Source organism: Pseudomonas sp. PK-RTE-24 (genome assembly GCF_054052265.1).
In genome coordinates this window covers 4,395,599-4,412,925 of sequence record NZ_CM133224.1, presented here as the reverse complement: position 1 = coordinate 4,412,925, position 17,327 = coordinate 4,395,599, and the positions used below count along the sequence as shown (strand labels likewise).

Here is a 17,327-nt window from a genome sequence, read left to right as displayed (position 1 = left end):
TTAACTACGGGCAATACCCAGGTTGATCTACGCTTGAATGAAATCACGCGGAGAACCAGATCATGTCCCTCGCTCCCGGAAGTCTATTGGCCCTGGCTTTGGGTGTCTGCTTTTGCACATCCGTGCTCGGACAAGGGGCAGCAGACAGCGATTCTCCACCGGCAATACTGCCATTGGCATCCGAGAGTGCGCCGAAACTCATTGCCTACCCGCCGCTTGCCGAGCCGCTCGCCCGTGGAGTGGTCATCATCCAGTTTCGAACAGAGCACGCCAGGATCATGCCGGTTTTTGGCAAGGTGGCTGCGCAGGTATCACCACGCTTAGGTCACCTTCACGTGACCGTCGATGACTGGAAAGGTACGTGGGCGCACACCAGTGAAGACCCGATTATCCTGGTCGGGCTAACGCCCGGTCCTCACAAGGTTCTGCTGGAGGTGGCCGACCCGACGCACCAGATCATCACCAGTACGACAGTGAGTTTTACAGTACCGGAGAAGAAACCGATGGACGCTCCCCGTACTGACGATGATCACGCGGTAAAACCATGACTGCTGTGCTATTCACCGAAACAGGCAATGATCGGCGTCTCTGCCAGCGATTGACTGGCTCAATATCTCCAGAAAACCGGGGTCACTAGCACCAACACCGTCAGGATTTCCAACCGGCCTAGCAGCATGCCAACGGTGAGTAGCCATTTCGCCGCATCCGGCAGTGACGAGAAATTACCTGCCGGCCCGATAATCGTACCCAGTCCTGGGCCGACGTTACACACCGCCGTAGCGGCACCGCTCAGTGCGGTAATCCAATCAAGCCCGATCAGCGCCAGGCCCAAAGCGATGGCGGCAATCGTGATGGTGAAAAAAAACGAGAAGGTCAGCAGCGAACGGACGATTTCCTCGTCGATGGGATGACCATTGTATTTTTTCTGAATCACGGCTCGGGGATGGATCAACTGCTTCAAGCTGCTGACCAGAAGCGCGGCAGCCACCTGAAAACGGAAGATTTTCAGCCCGCCTGCCGTTGAGCCGGAGCAACCACCGACGAAGGTCAGATAGAAAAACAGCAACACAGCGAAGCTGCCCCACAAGGTGTAGTCGCCAACCGCAATTCCGGTGGTCGTGACGACCGAGGTCACATTGACCGCCACGATACGAAACGCGTCCCACCATCCGTAGTCGCTGTGAAAATACAGCCAGGTACCTACTGCCAACGATGTGACGAGCAAGAATCCAATAAACCCGCGTACCTGATGATCCTTGATCAGCGCACGCCGATTGCCCCGACAGGTTGCGACGTACAAGGTGAATGGCAGGCTGCCCAGGATCATGATGACTACCGCCACCCAGTGAATTGCTGGCTGCTCCCAGTGCCCGAGGGAGGAGTCCGACGTCGAGAACCCGCCGGTAGAGATCAACGACATTGCGTGGTTGATCGCTTCGAATGGGGTCATTCCTGCGAGCCAGAGCGCCAAAGTGCCGACACCCGTCAGGCCCAGATAGAGCAAAAGGATGTACTTGGCTGCGACATGAGAACGTGGTGTCACTTTCTCCGACCAGTCCGAGGACTCTGTCTGGAAAAGACGCATGCCGCCGACTCGCAAGAGCGGAAGAATCGCGACAGCCATGCCGATAAAACCGATGCCGCCTAGCCAGTGCAGCATGGAACGCCAGATCAACAAGCCGGGAGAGGCGCTATCCAGACCGGTGAGTACCGTCGAGCCAGTGGTTGTGATGCCCGACATCGTTTCAAAGAACGCATCGGTGTAGCTGATATCGCTGATGAAAACCATGGGTAACGCTGCGAAGGCGCACACAACAACCCAGCTCGCGGTAGTCAGCAGGTACATGTCCCTGGGCCGAAGATTGCCGGTCTCCGGACGCCCTCGCACGATCAACAGCAGACCACAGATGAAGGTAATCAGACTCGACCAGAGAAAGGCCGACAGATCGTCGCTACGCTCATGGACCACCAGCGTGACCATGGGTATAGCCATGCTTACCGCCAGGGTGATCAGAAAAATACCCAAGATGAAGCCGATAAGCCGAATTGCTGCGAGGGACATCACGATAGCGTTCCAAATTAGCGCCGCGCAGTATCGGATGCCCTCAATAAAGACTGCGTAAATTCTCCGTAAAATTTTGACCTGCAATCAGTCAGGCTGCGGGAGTCAAAGCGTGGCTATGAGTCAATTACAGGCCTTCGCAACAGGCCGGAAACGGCAGAAGCCGCCAGTGCCAGCCCTCTTCGCATCAAACGAGTCCCGGCCTGACGCTGCATGCTGCGCGTAAAATCTGGCTGCAGCATGCAGCGCCGTGCAAACGGGAGTTGATCTGCGCTGATCGCTCATCAGGAGGAAACGAGTCTCTCGTAATCAGAGAAGGGCTTGAGCGCGCAGTACTGCACGTGTAGCAGATTCCCTTTGACGTAAGGCAGCGCCTCGATGTAATCACGCGCCTCTTCGAAGGTGACGGACTCCAGTTCAAACGCGGCACCGGGACCATCGGCCAGCCCATGAACTGCGCGCACGATACCGCCAGCGAAGCCTTGCCAAACGTGCACTACCTCCGGTTTCGCCAGCCGCTTGAAGTCTTCTGCCGCTCCATCAGCACGGCGAGTCAGAATCACGAAGGTTTTCATGTCACCTCCTCCGTTTTCAGCTGCTTGCGCTGGATTGTTTCACCATAAGCGACGTGCGCCATTATGCCGCTCTGGCCCACGGCCACATGCGGTTTAAGCTCATTGCCGGGAGTGTAGTCCCCACCGTTTTGAGGCCGGAAAGGTATTGGCGCATCTGTGAACAAATCCTCGAGTCGGGTGCGCCAAGCCTCTTTGGCTGCGACGGCATCTGCGGCGGTCAAGTTGCCAGTGCCGTATATGGCGAACGTCGGCAGCACATCGAACCCAGGAAAGTAGAGCGAGCCGTGCGTGATCGGAAACAGCAATTGCTCGAGTGGTCCGTTGATGCCGCGCGGCGAGTAGTCTTCTGCGGGGCCGCCGACAGCGACTGACAACATGGCCCGCTTGCCTTTGAAAGCGCCGTCACCATAGCGGTAGGCGTTGCCAGCGTCCTTGTAGCCGTGGGCGAGTCCGGCTGCCCAGACGCGATCTATCCATCCCTTCATGATGGCCGGCATGCCGTACCACCAAAGCGGAAACTGGAAGATGACAACGTCTGCCGCTAGAACCTTGTCTTGCTCCGCCGCCACGTCAGGGCTTTGGCTGCGATGACGATAGGCGTGGGCGGACTCTGCTCCGAACGACAGCCGCTGAGGGTTGGCCCGCTGAGGAAAGTCGTGCTCGTCGAATATCGCTTTCCAGCCCATGGCGTATAGATCGGATTGCAGGACCTCGTGTCCTTGCGCAGTCAAGCATTCAACAGACACATCCACCAGTTGCCGCGTTAGCGACGAAGGCTCGGGATGGGCATAGATGATCAATATTTTTTTCGACATGAAGGACGGCTCCGCTGTGATTTCGAAGGAGTGTCGCGGGGCTCGGGCCATCTGTGAAATCGCAAAATTTTGCTGCTAACATAAAATCGATGGATACCAGACGCTTTGATCTAAATCTGCTTGTGACGTTGGAGGCCCTTCTCATTGAGCAGAACGTGACCCGGGCTGCCGCCCGTCTGCATTTGAGCCAGCCAGCAGTCAGCGCTCAGTTGAGCCGTCTGCGCGACGTCTTCAACGACCCTCTTCTGATCCCCGCGCAGCGTGGAATGACGCCCACCGTCAAAGCCTTGGAGCTGCTCGTGCCGCTTCGCCAGGCACTTGACCAGGTAAGGGCGACGGTCACTACTCATCTGAATTTCGAGCCCGCGACGGCGAGCCTGACGGTATCAATCGCCTGCACGGATTACGTGCAGGCGGTTTTGATCAAACATCTCGTTGTCGCCATGCGACGCGAAGCGCCGGGTGTCCGCATCGCACTGCGCATCCTGGACGTTCCACAGCTGGAGCTGCAGATGACCCGCGGCGAGGTGGATCTGGCCGTGATAAACATGAACGGGGTTCCGCCCGCACTGCACTCGCAGCACCTCTATGATGAGAGTTACGTGCTGATCGGGCGTCGTGGGCATCCAAGCCTGCGCGCGGACCTGACCGTGGATGAGTTCGCGCAGCTGGAACATGTCGTGGTGTCACTGCGCGGCGGAGGCTTCTCTACCTCGGTGGATCACGCCTTGGTAGCGCACGGGCTGCGGCGTAACGTCGTTCATTCAGCGTCGTCATTTCTTCCAGTACCGGAGTTGGTCGCGCAGTCCGATTGTGTGGCCCTGGTTCCAAGTCGTCTTGTAGACGGTCGCAGCGAGCAACTGCTGTGCGTAGTCCCTCCCTTGCCGGTGGAAGGTTTTGCGATTGGCTTGTTCTGGCATGAGCGGTCGGATGGGCACGCCGGCTTCAAATGGGTACGTGAGTTCATCACTCGCGTGGCCGATTCTCGTGCATCCGATTATGGCAACCCAAGATCTCTGACGACCTTAAAACCCGTCCAGACAAGCTAGCGTGTCGAGTACTCGATAGCTCAAAGGCTCGCTGGTTGGCTCGCTCTTGCAAGCTCGCTGAGGCAATAAATTTCCATCCATCTCCTTACGGTCGATTATGGGTTTTTATCGGCATACCTGAATGACTGCTTTTGGCCGGAAGCTGCCTCCCAGGCAGCGAACCGTGAATGGTCACTCGTCAAACAAGGTCCAGCCATGGCAAATGCCGGCAAAGTCTTTTGCCGTAAAAAATAATGTCAGTTCCTTTGGGTCAAATTCTTTGTAGAGCCAATGCCCAGGAATGGGGCCTCTCGTTATCGCGTATTCCAAGCGGTATTTTTGAACAGGTCCAAAACCGAAGGAGCGTGAATTCAACTCAAACCTGTCACCTCTGTTGAGCGCCCACAGCTTTTCAACAAGGCAGTCATCAAGCACCACCTCTCCTGCTACCTCAACGAGATACTTTGAATGAAGTTTCTGTTGAAGCCTAACGCTTCTGGCCATGCATCAACCTACCTATGAACAGTCCGAGCATCGACGCAATAATACTTGAACATGATGATGACCGCTTTGGGTTGGAAAAAAGTGCGTTGGGCGTACGCTCTGACCGATAGCTGCCATCCGCCACCGGCAGCTATCAGCTGAAACGCCCGTACATCTGGCCCAAGCAAGCCACTCACCAAACCTGGCCCCAGGTTTGTCCTGTCTAAACTCCCAAACCCGCACAAAAAAACCACCGATGCGTTGTCAGTTGATCCTTTTCAGCCTATCTTCAATAAAACCTATACAGCCAACCTGTATGCGTACAACCTTTTCGCCCGACAGTATCCCTAACCCGCACCGCCACGAGTAACCCGAATGAGCCCACTACTAGCCAGCCATTACCGTGAAATCCTCGTTGGCGTCGGTGAGAACCCGGAACGCGAGGGTTTGCTGGACACGCCCCAGCGCGCCGCCAAGGCGATGCAATACCTGTGCAACGGATATGCGATGAGCCTGGAAGACGTCACCAACGGTGCGCTGTTCGAGTCGCAGAGCGATGAGATGGTGATCGTCAGCGACATCGAGCTTTATTCGCTGTGTGAGCACCATATGCTGCCGTTTATCGGCAAGGCGCATGTGGCGTATATCCCTACTGGCCGGGTGTTGGGGCTGTCGAAGGTGGCGCGGGTGGTCGACATGTTCGCGCGGCGCCTGCAGATCCAGGAAAACCTCACTCGGCAGATTGCTCAGGCGATCCAGCAGATCACCGATGCTGCCGGTGTCGCGGTGGTTATTGAAGCCAGGCACATGTGCATGATGATGCGCGGTGTTGAGAAGCAGAACTCGATCATGACCTCCTCTGTCATGCTCGGTGCCTTTCGCGACAGCTCGACGACGCGGCAGGAATTTCTCCAGCTCATCGGACGGCGCTAGGCCTATACACAATCTGTTACCTGTACAAGCTCAAGGAGTAGGCACATGACCCGATTTCTGCTGCTGTTAGGACTGGCGCTCAGCATCGCAAGCTGCGGCAGTGTCGATGTTGCTCGTTACGCGGATCAGCAACCGGCATTGAATCTGGAGCAGTTTTTCAGCCAGCCCGTCAAAGCCTGGGGAATGTTCCAGAAGCGCAACGGCGAAGTGGTCAAACGTTTCGAGGTCGATATCGCCAGCCGTCGTGAAGGTGAAAACCTGATCCTCGACGAGCGCTTCCGTTACAGCGACGGCACCCGTGAGCGTCGGGTCTGGACCCTCACGCCCGGGGGCAATGGTCAGTGGAGCGGTCGCGCGCACGATGTGGTCGGGGTTGCTCAGGGCCAGATCGCTGGAAATACCTTCCACTGGCGTTATCGCCTGAACCTGCCAGTCGACGACTCGACCTACGAAATGAGCATGGACGACTGGATGTACCTGGTCGACGAAGACACGCTGATCAACCGCACGCGTATGTCCAAGTGGGGTTTCGAAGTCGGTCAGGTGACGGTGTTCTTCCGGCGCCAGAACGCTGGAGCGAACCCATGAGCAGCGGGTTGACCCTGGCCTCGTTCGGCGACGGTTATCGCGCCTTGGTGATCGGCGCCAGTGGCGCCCTCGGCACGGCGTTTTGCCAACATTTGAAACAGGATCCACGTTGCGCCAGCGTCCGTGCGCTGGGACGCAAAACTGTGCCGAAGCTCGACCTCGAGCAGCCCGAAACGATCGCCAGCGCGGCCGCCGAACTGGCAGCCGAAGCGCCTTATCACCTGATCATTCACGCGGCCGGCCTGCTCCATCGCGACCAAATCAAGCCGGAAAAAAGCTACAGCGCAATCGAAGCCGAGTCGCTGCAGGCCGTGTTTCAAGTCAACACGCTGGGGCCGGCATTGCTGCTGCGCGACTTTCTGCCATTGCTTGCGCCTCAAGGCGCGATGGCGATGCTGTCGGCGAAAGTCGGCAGCATCGGCGACAACCGTTTGGGCGGCTGGTACGCCTATCGCGCCTCCAAGGCTGCGCTGAACATGCTGATCAAGACCGCCGCCATCGAGCTTTCGCGCACGCGCCCGCAGAGCCGCTTGCTCAGTCTGCACCCAGGCACGGTGGTCTCGCCGTTGTCGCAACCTTTTCGCGGAGCCTCGAGCGCCCGCCCGGCAGACATTGCCGCTGCGCAATTACTGAGTTTGATTGACACGCTGACGCCGGCCGATAGCGGCCATTTCTTCGCCTACGATGGAGAACGCCTGCCCTGGTAGGCAAGGAGTGAAGCATGAATCTGCAAACCCTCACTGAACGTGCGGCCAACAGTGAAGTTCGCGAACTGGAGCTGCTGTCACTTGAAGGTGGATTTTATCTGGCGAGAATTCGCGTGGATCAAGGCCAATTCACCTTGCTCGATGACGCGGCCAAGCCAATGCACCTGCGCTCGATCACCCACCTGCGCGACTTGCTGCAAACCGTGCCGGCGTTTCCCTGCGTGCTGGTGCAGCAATGCGTGCACGACGAAATGTGTGGCCGGGATTCAGGGCCGGTCGAAGAGCTGCGCATTCCATTTTCGCTGACCACGCCTTTATGAGGCTCAAGCGCGGCGAGCACTGAATGGCAGGCTGATAAGGCGCGCGTCGCCCACCGGCGACGCATTTATCGAACCCCTGCCCCGTCCACGGGTCTGCTTCACATCGATTCCCTGGAAGTAAAACCCATGCCCACTCAACACACGCTTGTCCTGCTTGCCCGAGGCGGATACGCCGCGCGCGGCGTTCTCTATCTGATCATCGGCATCTTCGCGCTGTTGGCAGCGCACGACTCCACCAAACCGAAAGACAGCCACAAGAGCCTTGAAGCATTGCTCAGCCAGCCCTTCGGCTACGTGCTGATCGGTGTTGTGGTCGCCGGCCTGCTGGCCTTCGCCGCCTGGCGTGCGCTGCAAGCGATCCGCGATGTCGACCACCACGGCACCGAGTTCAAAGGCCTGGTCATTCGCGCAGGTCTGCTCGCCGGCGGGCTGGTCAACGCGGCGCTGGCCTTCTTTGCTCTGGGGCTGTTGGTGAGTGGCCTCAGGAGTTCCGGCGGTTCCGGCGATGGCAAGACCAAGGATCTGCTCGCGCAGCTGCTGTCATTCGAGCATTCGAACCTGTTGATCTACCTGATTGCGCTGATCCCACTGGGCGTCGGTATCGCCCACATCATCAAAGGCTGGAAGGCCACGTTCGAGAAGTACTTCGAAGCGGATGACGAAGTGATGCGCTACGTGCGCCCGGTGTCGCGCTTCGGCTTGATCGCCCGAGGCGTGGTGTTTATCGAGATTGCAGTGCTGATGGCGGTCAGCGGCTCGGTTTACCAAGCGACCAATCCACCCGGCATGAAAGAAGCGCTGGATGCTTTGCAGAATCTTCCGGCAGGCGGCGTGCTGTTGATGCTGATGGCGTTGGGGCTGATCGCGTTTTCGGTGTACAGCTTTTCCGAAGCGGCCTGGCGCCGGATCGAAATGGATGTGCCGTTGTAAGCGGCGAATCGAGGGGGTGTGTGCCCCCTCGACTGCTTCCCGTCAAGTAAACAGATCAACGCCCAACTGGAACGCTACCCAGAGCGCCAGCCCGGTAGCGAAAAGCAGCGCGATGTTTTCAAACAGGTTGTTGCGGTATTGCTTGTCCAGCAGCGATTTCTGGTTGGACATGATCAGCAAGCCCAGTGAAATCACCGGCAAACCAATGATGTTCAATGCGCTGACACCAATGGTCAGAGTCACGAAATCCGGCATGCCCGGCATCGACCAGATCAGCGGCGTGACCAGGATGAACAGCATGAACCACTTGTGCATCGGGTCATGATGGAACTCTTTGCCGTACTTCTCGCGACGCTCAGGACGAACGTGCTGGAAGGCATCGGTGATCAGCATCGGAAACGCCGTGGTCTTGCCTGAAATACTGGCAAACAAGGTCGCGAATACGCCGATGAAGAACACATACCAGCCGATCGGGCCGAAGAAGATTTCCAGCGCCTTGCCCAGATCGCCCAAGGTTTTCACCTCGATGCCGTTGGGCCGCAGGATTTCCGCGCCGACAATCCAGATCGCCAGGTTGATGATGATCCCGACGAACACCGCAAACAGCAGATCGTTACGCTGAATGCGCTTGTGCTGCGGCCCGGTCCAGCCTTTCTGGCGCATGACATAGGGGTGCACGAAGTTGGCGATCGAGCCGGCGACCGCGCCGATTACCGAGACCGCCACCAGCAACGCGCCATGCACGCCTTCGTCCGGCGGAATGCTGAAGCCGATGGTGCCTTTGATGATGCCGCTGACATCCGGGCCGGACATCACCGCCAGGGCGATAAACGCCAGGGTCATGATCGCCAGCAGCAGCTTCATCACGCCTTCGATCATCGTGTAGATGTTGCGCCCGACCAGCATCCAGACCGCCAGCACCACCGCCACCGAGCACAGCAATGGCTGATCGATCTTGAACAGCATCGCCAGCGACTCCCCTGCCCCCTTGATCATGTAGGCGTTCATCAAGTGCCCCATCAACAGGGCATAAACCAGCATGAACCAGGCGAACACCGGGTTGAGCTGGGCGTAGCCCTGCAGAATGGTCATGCCCTGGTTATTGCACAGCTGGAACCGGGCAATGATGTTGACGATCAGGTACCTGAGCAACAGCGAGACCGCCAGCACCCACATCATGGCGTAGCCGTAGTTCGCACCGGCCACTGAAGACGTGATGAGATCGCCCGCACCGAGCCACGACAGCACGGCGATAATGCCGGGGCCGAGCAGTTTCAGCGTTCGCAGGAACAGGTTTTGCGGTTTCGCAGCGGCCTGATGATCGAGTGGAGCCATGCTCGTCATAGGGGTATCTCCGTTATTGTTTTTGTGAGAATTGATGCAGTGCGCACATTAGGTAGGATGTCGTACAACAACGCTAATAGGAGAGTATGTAAAAATGTTTCACAGCTCGCTGATTACCGTGCTGCTCGATCATTTCTGTTGATCAACATCCTCTAATTCGCGTCTATAAAACCAGGCTAGGCGACGTTCCAGCTCCATGAAATAGACATTGAAGCCTTCGCCATTCACTCATAGGATGACTGATCACAACAACAATAAGGCTGAAAATGATGAACAGAACGCTCTTGATTGCTGCGCTCGCCTCCACGTTGAGCGTGACGGCTAACGCCGCTACCTACGCTTACATCTCAAGCCCCGGCGACGGTCTGATCTCGCAATATCGCCTTGATCAGAGCAACGGCGCGCTTACCCTGGTCGAACAGATTCAGGCCGGTGATCAGGTCAATCCCATGGCGCTCACCCCGGATGGCAAGGTGCTGTTTGCAGCCTTGCGCGTCAAACCCTTTCAGGTGCTGGGTTACCGGATCGATCGCCAAAGCGGTCGCCTGACAAAATTCACCCAAGCGCCCCTGGCAGAGAGCATGGCCTACCTGTCGACCGATCGAAAAGGTCGCTACCTGCTCGCCGCGTCCTACGGCGCCGACACCCTCAGCGTTCAAAAGATCGGCGAAGATCAGCAACCTTCCGCCAACATCCTGCGTTATCCGACCGGCCTGCACGCGCATTCGATTCGCACCGAGCCGAGCAATCGCTTTGCCTACGCCGGCAACCTGGGCACCGACAAGGTGCTGCAATACCGCCTGGATGCCAAGACTGGCGAGCTCAGCCCGATCGGCAACGGCTCGGTCAGTGTTCCGGAGAAAACCGGGCCTCGGCACCTGGCGTTCTCGCCGAACGGCAAATTCCTTTACGTGGTCGGTGAAATGAGCGGCACCGTGACCGCGTTTTCAATCGACGACGCCAGCGGCGCGTTAACGCAGATCGCTGTGGCCAACGGCATTCCCGAGCGATTGAAACTGGCCCACGGCGAAGTCCGTGATGCGCGCAACAACGATTTGAAAGACGATCCGACCCGACGCATCTGGGCCGCTGACCTGCGCATGTCGCCGGATGGAAAACTGCTGCTGATGAGTGAGCGCACCAGCAGCAGCGTTTCGGCATTTGCCGTGGATCCGGCAACCGGAGGACTGAAGTTCCTCGATAACTACTCAGTGCAGGAACAGCAACCACGCAACATCGCCTTCTCCCCCGATGGCCACTGGCTGCTGGTGACGGGCGAGAAAAGCGCCAAGGTCGGTACGTACGCGGTCAGCAAGGATGGCGCGCTGAAGCGTGTCGGTGAAGCGGCCTCCGGCAAAGGCGCATTATGGATAGAAATACTGCAAACGCCTGACGCTTGAATATCTGCGGAGCAGCAACTGCTCCGCCGTTCTGCAACTAATCCCCCGCCGCTTCGGTCATTAGGTTTGCCGAGGTTGATACATTTTCGCAGACCTCACTTTCAAGAGACTGCCCACCGTGATCAGCCATCTCGATCGCCGTAACAACCGCTCGCTGGACAGTCTGAATTTCTTCCTCGCCGATGTCCGCGACGGCCTCGGGCCGTACCTCGCCATCTACTTGCTCGCCGTGCACCACTGGGACCCGGCCAGTATCGGCGTGGTCATGACCCTTGCCGGTATCGCCGCACTGATCACGCAGACGCCCGCTGGTGCGCTGGTTGACAGCAGCCGGGCGAAACGGGCGCTGGTCATCATCGCCGCGCTGTTGGTGACGGTGAGTTGTCTGCTGCTGCCGTTCATTTCGTCATTCAGTCTGGTGGCGTTGACTCAAGCCTTGAGCGCGGCGGCAGCATCTATTTTTGCCCCGGCCATTTCCGCGATCACCCTGGGGATCACCGGCCCACGAGCATTCACCCGGCGTACAGGTCGCAACGAGACGTTCAACCATGCCGGCAACGCGTGCGCAGCGTTATTGGCCGGTTTGTTTGCCTATCTGTTTGGTCCGGTGGCGGTGTTTTATTTGATGGCGGTCATGGCGCTGGCCAGCGTGATTGCCGTGCTGTTCGTTTCGGCAGAAGCGATAGATCACGACGTCGCGCGCGGTTTGCAGCCTGGCGATCAAAGCCATCAGCCGTCCGGATTCAAGGTACTGCTGAGCAATCGCCCGTTACTGATGTTTGCCCTGTGCTGCTCGCTGTTTCACTTGGCCAACGCGGCGATGCTGCCGCTGGTGAGCCAGAAACTCGCCCAAGCCAACTTGCACATGGCCACGCCGCTGACGTCGGCGTGCATCGTCGCCGCGCAACTGGTGATGGTGCCGATGGCGCTGCTGGCCGGTGCGAAAGCCGATGTCTGGGGGCGCAAACCGTTATTGCTGGCGGGTTTTCTGATCCTGCCGCTGCGCGGGTTGCTCTACACCTTCTCGGATGATCCGTACTGGCTGGTCGCGGTGCAGTTGCTCGACGGCGTCGGCGCTGGGCTGTTCGGCGCGCTGTTCCCGGTGATGGTCAAGGATCTGACCCTCGGCTCCGGGCATTTCAATGTCAGCCTCGGCGCGCTGACCACAGCGTTTGGCCTGGGCGCGGCGCTGAGCAATGGGCTGGCCGGATTTGTCGTCGAGGCCGCCGGTTACAGCGCGGCATTCCTGACCCTCGCCGGAGTCGCAGCGGCAGCGTTCCTGCTGCTGTTGATCGGTGTCCCGGAAACGCTGCAGCGGACTGAGAAATTCGAGTCCGCTGCAGTTATGGGCCAAAGCTGAGCTAATCGCCACCGCAGCCATCGCCTAAAACGCTGTACGTGGCAACATGCCGCTGACCGTGGCTGTCTTCATAGACGACCTCCACCGGAACAATTCCGCAGGCGGCGCTGGTGTCGGTGATGCTGATGGTTTTGGCGATGTCCAGTGGCACGCCGGTCTGGGCGGGTTCGGTGGCGGCGAACACGTTGCCGGCGAGGATGGCCAGGGTCAAAGCAAAAAGCGTTTTCATGGTGTGATCTCTCTATAAAGGATGAGGAATTCAGGCCTGACGTTCGGTCAGCAATTGGCGCGCGGAATCGGCCATGACAGGCAGCGCTCCGGCGAGCATCAGGACGTCCTTGAGCACCAGGCGTCCGGCACCGGACAGATAGGGAAAGCCATGCTGACCATCGCCCAGCGCAGCGACCCAGGCTTCAGGCGTGGTGACTAGAAAGCTCAGGGTCACCAGCGGCGTAGCGAACGCCAGCGCGCCACCGAGCAGGCCGGTGCGGCGGGAAAGCGGGTTGGACAGGACCAGCAGACCGATGAGTATTTCCACCACGCCAAGCCCGGTGGAAAAGCCGTAGGTGTTGTTCGCGGTCTGCCAGGCGCGCTTGTCGGCGTTCAGCTCGCCCTCATGGGTCAGGTGCGCCTTGTAGTCCTGCGGGTGTTCGTAGAAGAACGACATCACCGGGCTGTTGGCGACGAAGGGCGTGATGCTGTCGGCTTCGTACGGGACGAATTTCAGCGCGCCGATCCACAGGAACACGATGGCGATGGCCACGCGCATCAGCGGGATACCGAGGCGATCGAGTTTGCCGAGCTGTTGTAGTCCGGCGTTGATTGAGGTGAACATGCGACGTCTCCAGATCAATGAAAGTGGAGTCAGTCTGCGGTGTTACCGAATCGCGCTTTTGTCGGTCATGCTCAACGTCTTGCTCAATCGTCTCAACTTTGCGGATTCCTTCGTAATGGGTGCCAATGAACTCGCTTGATAAGCTCATCAGCCTGGCCAACGTGCGCGGCAGTCTTGATCTGCGTTGCCAGTTCCAGGGCGACTGGGCGCGCGATCATCAACAGGAAGCCTTGGGCAAGGCGCCCTATCACGTCGTGCTCAAAGGTGAATGCCGGGTTGAGCTGGCCAGCGGACAACGTCTGGCGATGCGCGCCGGCGATATTCTGCTGTTGCCACGGGGCACGCCGCATGTGCTGCACAGCGGCGGTAAAGATGTAGCGCCAATGCTGCCAACACTGATTCCCGGCGGGGTGTTGCCGATCTATCGGCTGGGTGGCGCGAGCGCCGATCTGGACATGCTCTGCGGTGGCTTTCATTACAACCGCGCATCGATGCTGTTCGCTGCCCTCCCCGATTACCTGTTGATTGCCAACGATGGCCTGCCGGTCGATCAGCCGCTGACCGCCCTGATTGCGCTGTTGCGCAGCGAAGCCGACAGCGAACAGCCGGGCGCGCGGTTCCTCCTCGATTCACTGTCCCAAGCGTTGTTCACCTTGATTCTGCGTGCGCACCTGACCCGTGCGGAGCAGGACAAGAGCACCCTGGCGCTGCTCGGCGACCAGCGCCTCGGCCGCACCTGTCAGGCGATATTGGCCGACCCGGCGCACGAATGGACTATCGAAGCCATGGCCGACACCGCGAACATGTCCCGTGCAACGTTCATGCGCACCTTCGCCAGGGTGGCTGGCGTATCGCCGTGGGTGTTGCTGACCCAGTTGCGCATGGAGCTGGCGTTCAGTCTGCTCAGCCGTTCGCATCTGGGCCTGAATGACATTGCCGTGCAGGTCGGCTACCAGTCGCAAGCTGCATTCAGCAAGAAATTCAAGGAAACCTACGGCGAGACCCCGGGCAAGATCCGCCGCGCGATCTGAGCGGATGGGTCGCTTTGTATCAGCGTGTAGCATTTGCCGACACAGATACACACGCATGCGAAGTTCGGCCGTGCGCACACACAACTGACACATTTAGCGCGCTAAATACCCCTGTCGCTTCCATTCCTACCTTAATCAATCGACAGGACATCACCATGAACAAAGTCTTCGCTACCCTCGCCCTCACCGCTGCCATGTTTGGCGCCACCGCCGCGTTCGCCGCACCGGTCAAACCTACCGTGGTGCTGGTACACGGCGCATTCGCCGATTCGAGCAGCTGGAACGGCGTGGTCAAGATTCTCGAGAAGGATGGCTATCCGGTGATCGCTGCGGCCAACCCGCTGCGCTCGGTCAAGAGTGATGCGCAATCGGTGGCGGATGTGCTGGTCAGCGTGAAAACTCCGGTGGTGTTGGTCGGCCACTCTTACGGTGGCCCGGTGATCAGCGAAGCCGCTTACGGCAATGCCAATGTCAAAGCGCTGGTGTACGTCGCTGCGTTCGCTCCGGAAAAGGGTGAAACCGCAGCCGAATTGTCCGGCCGCTTCCCTGGCAGCACTCTTGGCCCGACCCTGTCGGCCCCGGTTGAGCTGGCCGATGGTGGCAAGGATTTGTACATCCAGCAGGACAAATTCCATGAGCAGTTCGCAGCTGATGTTTCCCCGGCAGATGCGAAGTTGATGGCCGCCACCCAGCGCCCGGTGACCGTCGCCGCGCTCAACGAAGCCGCCACCGAGCCTGCATGGAAAACCGTGCCGTCGTACTTCGTCTACGGGGACCAGGACAAGAACATCCCGGCGCAAGCCCTGGCGTTCATGGCCGAGCGCGCGCACTCCAAGCAGACCGTCGTGGTCAAAGGCGCGTCGCACGTGGTGATGGTGTCGAACCCGAAAGCCGTTGCCAGCCTGATCGAAACCGCTGCGGCCGCGAAGTGATCCAGCGCTGAGTTGAACCCTTGAAGCCTTAGCCGTGAACCCTGTTCACGGCTTTCAGCGCTGGATGATGTTGTAGACGTTCGCTGAGGAAATCGACAAACGTGCGAACCTTCGCCGGTACGCGCGGATGTTTCAGATAGACCAGTTGCACCGGTAACGCCGGCGGCTCATAGGCCTGCAACACCAATTCCAGTTCACCGGCCGCAACCTGGCTGGCGACTTGATAAGACAGCACCCGGGTAATGCCCCAACCGGAACTGGCGATGTTGATCGCCGCCTGATTCGCGGTGACCACCAGACGCGGCTCGAAGCGAAAACTCAACGGCCCGTCGGCATGGGCGAATTGCCAATCGCTGAGCAAATGACTGGCGGACGACATGACGATATTGGCGCGGCTCAGCTCGTTCGGATGTTGCGGTCGGCCATAGCGGGCGAAGTAATCGGGGGTGCCGCAGATCACTTGGCGGACCTCGCCGACCTTGATTGCATGCTGATTGTTCTCGTGCAAATGGCCGATGCGCACGGCGACATCGATACCCTCTTCCGCCATGTTCACCACGCGATCAACCAGCAAAGCCTTCAGATGCACCGAAGGAAACGCATCGACGTATTGCGCCAGCAACGGCGCGATGAACAACTCGCCAAACAACACCGACGCGGTCACGCTCAAGTGCCCGCACGGCACCCGATAACTGCCGGCAGCGGCCTCTTCGGCTTCGTCGACGTCGCACAGAATTCTTCGGCAATCGTCCAGATAACGATGCCCGGCTTCGGTCAGGTGCAGGCTGCGCGTGGTGCGCGACAACAGACGCGTGCCGATGCGTTGTTCCAGCGCGGCAATGGCGCGGGTGACGCTGGGGGGCGAGGTGTTCAAGCGCCGGGCCGCCGCCGCAAAGCCGCCCTCCTCGGCCACGGCCAGGAACATGCGCATTTCCTGAAAACGATCCATAGCTGGGGACCTGTAAAAAACCTCGAAAACACAGTGAAATCATGTGGGAGCGAGCCTGCTCGCGAAAGCTTTCCGTCAGTCAACATCACCGTTGCATGACACACCGCTTTCGCGAGCAGGCTCGCTCCCACAGGGTTTGGTGTACACAGTTAAATTTGGGCAATGCTTCAACTCCCGCCAGTACGCCCGCACATTCGGATATTCCTCCAGCGAGACAGTGTCTTCCAATGCATGGATGGGACAGCTGACGCCAAACCCGTGGGAGCGAGCCTGCTCGCGAAGGCATTCTGTCAGTCAACATCACCGTTGAATGACCCACCGCTATCGCGGGCAAGCCTGCTCCCACAAGGTTTTTTGGCGTGTGCTGATATCAAGCGCTTTGCAGGCCCACCGCTGTGCGCTGCATGCCGACGAATTTCGGCAGCGCCTCGACCCGTTCCAGCCACGCCCGAACATTCGGATATTCGTCCAGCGAGACATTGCCTTCCGGTGCGTGGGCGACGTAAGTGTAGGCGGCCACATCGGCGACGGTTGCCTTGTCGCCGGCAAGGAATGCGCTGTTGGCCAACTCGTCTTCCATCACTTGCAATAAAGCGTGGGAACGCTTGATCGCATCAGCCGCGTCGTAACCGGCGCCGAACACCGTGATCAAGCGCGCCGTGGCCGGGCCGGAGCTGATCTGCCCGGCAGCTACCGATAACCAGCGTTGCACCTTGGCTTGCTCGACCGGATCGCTCGGCAGCCACTGGCCGTTGCCGTATTTGCTCGCCAGATAAACCAGAATGCCGTTGGAATCCGCGAGCACCGTGCCGTTGTCATCAATCACCGGCACCTGGCCGAAACGGTTGAGGGCGAGGAATTCAGGGGTTTTGTGTGCGCCCTTCATCAGGTCGACGAACACCAGTTCGGTCGGAACATTCAGCAGGGACAGCATCAACTCGACGCGATGCGAGTGGCCGGACAACGGATGGCGATACAGTTTGACGGCTGACTGAGACATGACGTGCTCCTGGATTATTTGAGGTCGACCCGCTG

The 17,327-nt window shown here is 58.9% G+C and carries 20 protein-coding genes; 11 read left to right on the top strand and 9 right to left on the bottom strand.

Features of this window, described 5'->3' with window-relative positions:
- The first annotated feature begins 62 nt into the window (after positions 1-62).
- Entirely contained in the window at positions 63-548 is a 486-nt protein-coding gene (locus ACV8MC_RS19770; RefSeq protein WP_457263120.1) for a DUF6130 family protein, read from the top strand.
- Between the two features lie 59 nt (positions 549-607).
- On the opposite strand, the gene ACV8MC_RS19765 is transcribed toward ACV8MC_RS19770, so the two are convergent.
- The 3 genes from ACV8MC_RS19765 to ACV8MC_RS19755 form a co-directional block, all read right to left on the bottom strand.
- The gene (locus ACV8MC_RS19765) at positions 608-2,062 is read right to left on the bottom strand and encodes a TrkH family potassium uptake protein (RefSeq protein ID WP_457263119.1); all 1,455 of its coding nucleotides are present in this window, start codon (positions 2,060-2,062) and stop codon (positions 608-610) included.
- 284 nt (positions 2,063-2,346) lie between these two features.
- Positions 2,347-2,637, bottom strand: coding sequence for a hypothetical protein (locus tag ACV8MC_RS19760; protein ID WP_457263118.1), 291 nt, complete (start codon positions 2,635-2,637; stop codon positions 2,347-2,349).
- A complete protein-coding gene (locus ACV8MC_RS19755) occupies positions 2,634-3,452 on the bottom strand; it encodes an NAD(P)H-dependent oxidoreductase (protein WP_457263116.1) in 819 nt (272 codons plus the stop codon). Before ACV8MC_RS19755 ends, ACV8MC_RS19760 begins: the two co-directional genes overlap by 4 nt.
- A gap of 53 nt (positions 3,453-3,505) precedes the next feature.
- On the opposite strand from ACV8MC_RS19755, the gene ACV8MC_RS19750 reads away from it, so the two are divergent.
- Positions 3,506-4,501, top strand: coding sequence for a LysR family transcriptional regulator (locus ACV8MC_RS19750; RefSeq protein WP_457263114.1), 996 nt, complete (start codon positions 3,506-3,508; stop codon positions 4,499-4,501).
- Positions 4,502-4,672: 171 nt separating this feature from the next.
- Here ACV8MC_RS19750 and ACV8MC_RS19745 read toward each other — a convergent pair whose 3' ends face one another.
- Positions 4,673-4,984 (bottom strand): hypothetical protein, encoded by a 312-nt coding sequence (locus tag ACV8MC_RS19745; RefSeq protein WP_122880606.1) that lies wholly within the window; start codon positions 4,982-4,984, stop codon positions 4,673-4,675.
- A gap of 354 nt (positions 4,985-5,338) precedes the next feature.
- On the opposite strand from ACV8MC_RS19745, the gene folE reads away from it, so the two are divergent.
- The 5 genes from folE (at position 5,339) to ACV8MC_RS19720 (ending at position 8,441) form a co-directional block, all read left to right on the top strand.
- Positions 5,339-5,896, top strand: a complete 558-nt coding sequence (gene folE, locus ACV8MC_RS19740) for a GTP cyclohydrolase I FolE (protein WP_016774771.1) — start codon at positions 5,339-5,341, stop codon at positions 5,894-5,896.
- 45 nt (positions 5,897-5,941) lie between these two features.
- Positions 5,942-6,484 carry a DUF3833 domain-containing protein gene (locus tag ACV8MC_RS19735; protein WP_076562880.1) on the top strand — a complete coding sequence of 181 codons (543 nt, stop codon included), beginning with the start codon at positions 5,942-5,944 and terminating at the stop codon, positions 6,482-6,484.
- Positions 6,481-7,191: an SDR family oxidoreductase gene (locus ACV8MC_RS19730; protein ID WP_457263112.1), complete on the top strand. Its 711-nt coding sequence runs from the start codon at positions 6,481-6,483 to the stop codon at positions 7,189-7,191. Before ACV8MC_RS19735 ends, ACV8MC_RS19730 begins: the two co-directional genes overlap by 4 nt.
- Positions 7,192-7,205: 14 nt before the next feature.
- Complete coding sequence (locus ACV8MC_RS19725) at positions 7,206-7,511, top strand: DUF6482 family protein (protein ID WP_016774774.1); 306 nt, start codon at positions 7,206-7,208, stop codon at positions 7,509-7,511.
- Between the two features lie 126 nt (positions 7,512-7,637).
- Positions 7,638-8,441, top strand: coding sequence for a DUF1206 domain-containing protein (locus ACV8MC_RS19720; protein ID WP_236168796.1), 804 nt, complete (start codon positions 7,638-7,640; stop codon positions 8,439-8,441).
- Positions 8,442-8,483: 42 nt separating this feature from the next.
- Here ACV8MC_RS19720 and ACV8MC_RS19715 read toward each other — a convergent pair whose 3' ends face one another.
- Positions 8,484-9,776: an Nramp family divalent metal transporter gene (locus tag ACV8MC_RS19715; RefSeq protein ID WP_370695140.1), complete on the bottom strand. Its 1,293-nt coding sequence runs from the start codon at positions 9,774-9,776 to the stop codon at positions 8,484-8,486.
- A 275-nt stretch (positions 9,777-10,051) separates the two neighbouring features.
- Between ACV8MC_RS19715 and ACV8MC_RS19710 the strand changes: the two genes are divergently transcribed.
- Both ACV8MC_RS19710 and ACV8MC_RS19705 read left to right on the top strand, forming a co-directional pair.
- Entirely contained in the window at positions 10,052-11,185 is a 1,134-nt protein-coding gene (locus ACV8MC_RS19710) for a lactonase family protein (protein ID WP_457263111.1), read from the top strand.
- A gap of 118 nt (positions 11,186-11,303) precedes the next feature.
- Complete coding sequence (locus tag ACV8MC_RS19705) at positions 11,304-12,545, top strand: MFS transporter (RefSeq protein ID WP_457263110.1); 1,242 nt, start codon at positions 11,304-11,306, stop codon at positions 12,543-12,545.
- A gap of 1 nt (position 12,546) precedes the next feature.
- Here ACV8MC_RS19705 and ACV8MC_RS19700 read toward each other — a convergent pair whose 3' ends face one another.
- Complete coding sequence (locus tag ACV8MC_RS19700) at positions 12,547-12,774, bottom strand: DUF2790 domain-containing protein (protein WP_041480333.1); 228 nt, start codon at positions 12,772-12,774, stop codon at positions 12,547-12,549.
- Positions 12,775-12,804: 30 nt separating this feature from the next.
- The gene (gene rclC / locus ACV8MC_RS19695) at positions 12,805-13,380 is read right to left on the bottom strand and encodes a reactive chlorine resistance membrane protein RclC (protein WP_095180050.1); all 576 of its coding nucleotides are present in this window, start codon (positions 13,378-13,380) and stop codon (positions 12,805-12,807) included.
- Positions 13,381-13,505: 125 nt separating this feature from the next.
- Between rclC and ACV8MC_RS19690 the strand changes: the two genes are divergently transcribed.
- Positions 13,506-14,411: an AraC family transcriptional regulator gene (locus ACV8MC_RS19690; protein WP_457263107.1), complete on the top strand. Its 906-nt coding sequence runs from the start codon at positions 13,506-13,508 to the stop codon at positions 14,409-14,411.
- A gap of 155 nt (positions 14,412-14,566) precedes the next feature.
- On the top strand, positions 14,567-15,343 hold the full coding sequence (locus tag ACV8MC_RS19685; RefSeq protein ID WP_457263106.1) for an alpha/beta fold hydrolase: 777 nt from the start codon (positions 14,567-14,569) through the stop codon (positions 15,341-15,343).
- Positions 15,344-15,371: 28 nt separating this feature from the next.
- On the opposite strand, the gene ACV8MC_RS19680 is transcribed toward ACV8MC_RS19685, so the two are convergent.
- On the bottom strand, positions 15,372-16,292 hold the full coding sequence (locus tag ACV8MC_RS19680) for a LysR family transcriptional regulator (RefSeq protein WP_122610581.1): 921 nt from the start codon (positions 16,290-16,292) through the stop codon (positions 15,372-15,374).
- 370 nt (positions 16,293-16,662) lie between these two features.
- Positions 16,663-17,292: a glutathione S-transferase family protein gene (locus ACV8MC_RS19675; protein WP_056786106.1), complete on the bottom strand. Its 630-nt coding sequence runs from the start codon at positions 17,290-17,292 to the stop codon at positions 16,663-16,665.
- Positions 17,293-17,327: the final 35 nt, after the last annotated feature.

What these genes read in the sequence shown, in the direction of transcription:
- ACV8MC_RS19725 (WP_016774774.1), top strand. Translation starts at nt 7,206, where the DNA reads ATGAATCTGCAAACCCTCACTGAACGTGCGGCCAACAGTGAAGTTCGC.
- rclC (WP_095180050.1), bottom strand. Translation starts at nt 13,380, where the DNA reads ATGTTCACCTCAATCAACGCCGGACTACAACAGCTCGGCAAACTCGAT.
- ACV8MC_RS19760 (WP_457263118.1), bottom strand. Translation starts at nt 2,637, where the DNA reads ATGAAAACCTTCGTGATTCTGACTCGCCGTGCTGATGGAGCGGCAGAA.
- ACV8MC_RS19680 (WP_122610581.1), bottom strand. Translation starts at nt 16,292, where the DNA reads ATGGATCGTTTTCAGGAAATGCGCATGTTCCTGGCCGTGGCCGAGGAG.
- ACV8MC_RS19770 (WP_457263120.1), top strand. Translation starts at nt 63, where the DNA reads ATGTCCCTCGCTCCCGGAAGTCTATTGGCCCTGGCTTTGGGTGTCTGC.
- folE (WP_016774771.1), top strand. Translation starts at nt 5,339, where the DNA reads ATGAGCCCACTACTAGCCAGCCATTACCGTGAAATCCTCGTTGGCGTC.
- ACV8MC_RS19675 (WP_056786106.1), bottom strand. Translation starts at nt 17,292, where the DNA reads ATGTCTCAGTCAGCCGTCAAACTGTATCGCCATCCGTTGTCCGGCCAC.
- ACV8MC_RS19685 (WP_457263106.1), top strand. Translation starts at nt 14,567, where the DNA reads ATGAACAAAGTCTTCGCTACCCTCGCCCTCACCGCTGCCATGTTTGGC.
- ACV8MC_RS19720 (WP_236168796.1), top strand. Translation starts at nt 7,638, where the DNA reads ATGCCCACTCAACACACGCTTGTCCTGCTTGCCCGAGGCGGATACGCC.
- ACV8MC_RS19730 (WP_457263112.1), top strand. Translation starts at nt 6,481, where the DNA reads ATGAGCAGCGGGTTGACCCTGGCCTCGTTCGGCGACGGTTATCGCGCC.
- ACV8MC_RS19745 (WP_122880606.1), bottom strand. Translation starts at nt 4,984, where the DNA reads ATGGCCAGAAGCGTTAGGCTTCAACAGAAACTTCATTCAAAGTATCTC.
- ACV8MC_RS19710 (WP_457263111.1), top strand. Translation starts at nt 10,052, where the DNA reads ATGATGAACAGAACGCTCTTGATTGCTGCGCTCGCCTCCACGTTGAGC.
- ACV8MC_RS19700 (WP_041480333.1), bottom strand. Translation starts at nt 12,774, where the DNA reads ATGAAAACGCTTTTTGCTTTGACCCTGGCCATCCTCGCCGGCAACGTG.
- ACV8MC_RS19765 (WP_457263119.1), bottom strand. Translation starts at nt 2,062, where the DNA reads ATGTCCCTCGCAGCAATTCGGCTTATCGGCTTCATCTTGGGTATTTTT.
- ACV8MC_RS19755 (WP_457263116.1), bottom strand. Translation starts at nt 3,452, where the DNA reads ATGTCGAAAAAAATATTGATCATCTATGCCCATCCCGAGCCTTCGTCG.
- ACV8MC_RS19715 (WP_370695140.1), bottom strand. Translation starts at nt 9,776, where the DNA reads ATGGCTCCACTCGATCATCAGGCCGCTGCGAAACCGCAAAACCTGTTC.
- ACV8MC_RS19735 (WP_076562880.1), top strand. Translation starts at nt 5,942, where the DNA reads ATGACCCGATTTCTGCTGCTGTTAGGACTGGCGCTCAGCATCGCAAGC.
- ACV8MC_RS19690 (WP_457263107.1), top strand. Translation starts at nt 13,506, where the DNA reads ATGAACTCGCTTGATAAGCTCATCAGCCTGGCCAACGTGCGCGGCAGT.